We start from the raw sequence: 3365 nt of genomic DNA on the forward strand, positions 1-3365 counted from the left end.
TCCGTCGTCGCGCCGCCCGAACCGGAGTCGGCCGAGACGATCGCGGCCCGGCCGGCCCGCCCGTCGGGACGCAACGATCCGCGCTTCGATCCGCGCCTGGCCGGCCTGCCGTCGGCGCCGCCGCCGCCGCCGGGCTCGACCGCGGCGCTGGTCTGGAAAGGACCGGGCATCGACCGGCTGCCGGAGAAGCCGCAGCGCGAACGGCCGTTCGTGGTCATTCCGTACGAGGCGCTGAACGGCCAGTCCGGCGCGCGTGTGGTGCTGATCACGAGCGGCGGCCGCGAGATCGAAGGCAAGGTCGCCGAGGTCAGCGCGGCCGGCATCACGGTCAACGTGAAGCGCGACACCGGCCAGGCCCGGCTGTTCGTGGAGCGCGGCCGCATCCTGGAGATCCGCGTCGCCCGGCGCGGTTGAAACTCATGCATCCGGCGTCACGTTTTTTTTGCGGCGGCTGCGACGTGCCGCCCCTCCAGCCCGTCGTGCGCTGTGCATGGACATGAACCCGCCCGAAATCCGCACCGGTTTTGCGCAGCCCGTCGACGAGGTCACTCTGGCGCGCGCGCGGCGCGGCGACGTGGCGGCGCACGCGACGCTGTATCGCACTTACGCGCGGCCTTGCTATACGCTCGCGATGCGCGTGCTCGGCAGTTCCGCGGCCGCCGAGGACATCGTCCAGGACGTGTTCCTCAAGCTCATGGACGCGATCCGCCAGTATCGCGGCGATGCGCCGTTCGGTGCCTGGCTCAAGCGCATGACCGTGAACGCCGCGATCGACCAGCTGCGCAGCCAGCGGCACATCGATCCGGACGATCCGGAACCGCTGTTCGCCAATGCGGCGGAGACCGGCGGCGCGCTCGCCGCCGACGCCTACGACGTGATGGGCCTGCTGCAACGCCTGCCGCCGCGGGCACGTCTGATCCTCGTGCTGCACGAGCTCGAGGGCTATACGCACAAGGAGCTGGCCGAGCTGTTCGGCCAGACCGAGAGCTATTCGAAGTCCATCCTGTCACGTTCGCTGCGGCGGCTGCAGGAATGGTTGCGACCCAACAGCGCCGACGTGGAGATATCGCCGTGGCCGAGCCGGAGTTGAGTTTGAAATCGCTGCGCCTGGCCGCACTGCCGGAATTCGATCCGCCGCCGCAGCTCTGGGCCCGCATCGAAGCGGCGCATCGGCGCCGGCGTCAGCGCCGCCGCCTCGTGCAGTGGGGCGCGGGAATGGCCGCGGTGCTCGCGCTCGCGGCGATCGTGACCTGGCTGCCGTCAACGCCGACGGCGCCGGCCGCCGCCAATCCGCTGGCCCAGCTGCAGCGGCAGTCGCACGAGCTCGAGCAGCGTTATGCAGGCCTCGAGGCGGCGGCGGCGGCCCTGGACGGCGAAACCGAGCTGAGCGCGGCCGAACTGGCCCTGCAGCGGGCTTACGACCGTGGCGCGAGCGCCGAGGAGCTGTTGCCGCTGTGGCAGCAGCGCAATGAAGTGTTGTCGGGTCTGATAGCGGTGGCTGCCGATGGCGCGCAGCTGACGCGGATTTGAGTGGAGAACGGCGATGTCGATGGTCAAACATCCGATGCTGGCGCTGCTGGGCCTGGCCCTTGCGACGGCGGTTTCAGCCCAGTCGGCTCCGGTCGAGCAGCGTCTCGGCGAGGAAGTGCAGCTCGCGCTCGCGCGACTGATCGAGTCCGGCGCGTTCGCCGACAAGGCCGGCGAGGACATCGCGTTCACGCTGGACGAGCCGGCACGGCGGGTCAACAACCTCGGCCTGCTCGTGGACAGTGCGAATGCGGAACGCGCCCGCGACGGTCTGCGCGTGCTCGGCGTGACGCCGCGCAGCGCGGCCCAGCGCATGGGCATCAAGGCGGGCGACCGCATCGTCGCCGTGAACGGCACCAGCCTGGTCGGGCTCGGCCCCGATACGGCCGGCCACGCCCAGGCGGCCGCGACGATGCGCACGCTCGTGGATTCCCTGGCCGACGGCGCGCCGCTCGAATTCGCGCTGCAGCGCGAGGACAAGCCGCTGACCCTGCGCGGCGAGCTCAGCAGCATCGTGCTGCCGCCCATCCAGCTGAAGGTCGGCCGCGACGAACTCGTCGCGAGCACCGGCGCCGCCGGCGCGACGCGCCGCGAGCCGCAGAACGACGGCGGCAGCGGCGGCTGCGGCCGCTTCAACGATTTCGACGTGGCGCCGCGGCAGCAGGATCTCTACGGTGTGAAGCTGTTGTCGATCGACGGCAACTCGACCGGCCCGGCCGGCGTGCATCAGTTCCGCGTCAACGTCGGCACGCACGAGCTCAAGCTCGTCGAGCTGATTCCGGCCAAGGTCTACCGGCGCCTGAATCCGACGCGGCTCGGCGACGGCCCCGAGGTCAAGACCCTGACGGTCACGGTCAAGGCCGACACGACCTACTACCTTGCGGCCAAGTTCAACGAGGGCAAGCGCAACAGCCGCGTCGGCGGCGAATACTGGGATCCGGTGGTCTGGCGCGAAACGCCGGACAAGTGCGGCTGAGGAACTTCGCCGCGGAGCGCCGGTCGAAACTCGCGCACTCCCTCCCACAGGTGCAACCGAGACCACAGGGATGTGGCTCACTTTTTCACGAAGCCGCCGCGCAAGCTGCGGCTTTTTCTTCGGCGCGGTCGTGACGCGGGCCAGCGCGACGCCGGCGCCGCAGCGGCTATGCTTGCGTGCCATGCGCATTGCTCTACGACTACTGGCGGCCGCCCTGCTCGCTCCGATGGCTACGACGGCGGCCGCTGCCGACGCCGACGGTGCGTTGCCGACCGCGGCAGCGGCCTATCTCGAACACGCGACGGCGCAAGGCGGCTGGCCGCAGGTCGCCGCCGTCCATCTGGTCCAGTCCGGCGGCAGCACGACGACGTATCCGGCCACGGCCGCCGACGCTGCGGACCGGCGCCTGCTGCTCGGCGACGCCGGCGCGGCGCTGACCGGACTGCTGCTCGCGGACCTGGCCAGCGCGGGCCGCGTGCGGCTGATCGACCCTATCAGCCGCTATCTGCCGGACGGCTTCGTCTGCGCCGACGCGCGCGTCTGCGCGCTGACGTTGCAGCAGCTCGCCGCGCAGGACAGCGGTCTGCCGCCGTTGCCGGCCAATCTGTTTCCGGCCGATGCGGACGATCCGTGGCGCGACTATCGCGAAACCGACCTGCTCGACTTTCTCGCGAATTACCGGTTACCCGACAAGGTCGTCGCGCGCGAATCGCCGCTCGGCAACGTGCTGCTGGCCTGGCTGCTCGGCCGCGCGCACGGCGACGGCTTCGCGGCCGCGCTGGCCGAACGCGTGACCGTGCCGCTGCAGCTCACCGCCAGCGGCGTCGGCCGCGTCGGCATCGACACCGGCCGGCGCGACGGC

The 3365-nt window shown here is 71.0% G+C and carries 5 protein-coding genes; all 5 read left to right on the top strand.

The features are described from left to right. The coding region (locus NON22_RS22040) for a hypothetical protein (RefSeq protein ID WP_257389150.1) at window positions 1–414 on the top strand (414 nt) is incomplete at its 5' end. An 82-nt stretch (window positions 415–496) separates the two neighbouring features. After that, the gene (locus tag NON22_RS22045) at window positions 497–1090 is read left to right on the top strand and encodes an RNA polymerase sigma factor (protein WP_257389151.1); all 594 of its coding nucleotides are present in this window, start codon (window positions 497–499) and stop codon (window positions 1088–1090) included. A 2-nt stretch (window positions 1091–1092) separates the two neighbouring features. Then, on the top strand, window positions 1093–1530 hold the full coding sequence (locus tag NON22_RS22050) for a hypothetical protein (RefSeq protein ID WP_257389152.1): 438 nt from the start codon (window positions 1093–1095) through the stop codon (window positions 1528–1530). A gap of 13 nt (window positions 1531–1543) precedes the next feature. Continuing rightward, on the top strand, window positions 1544–2503 hold the full coding sequence (locus NON22_RS22055) for a PDZ domain-containing protein (RefSeq protein WP_257389153.1): 960 nt from the start codon (window positions 1544–1546) through the stop codon (window positions 2501–2503). Window positions 2504–2729: 226 nt separating this feature from the next. Beyond that, window positions 2730–3365: serine hydrolase domain-containing protein (locus NON22_RS22060; protein ID WP_257389154.1), on the top strand; the 636-nt coding region annotated here is incomplete at its 3' end.

This window comes from Tahibacter caeni (assembly GCF_024609805.1).
GTDB lineage: Bacteria > Pseudomonadota > Gammaproteobacteria > Xanthomonadales > Rhodanobacteraceae > Tahibacter > Tahibacter caeni.

Excerpts from the sequence above, each read along its gene's own strand:
- NON22_RS22045 (WP_257389151.1), top strand. The coding sequence starts at position 497 with ATGAACCCGCCCGAAATCCGCACCGGTTTTGCGCAGCCCGTCGACGAG.
- NON22_RS22055 (WP_257389153.1), top strand. The coding sequence starts at position 1,544 with ATGTCGATGGTCAAACATCCGATGCTGGCGCTGCTGGGCCTGGCCCTT.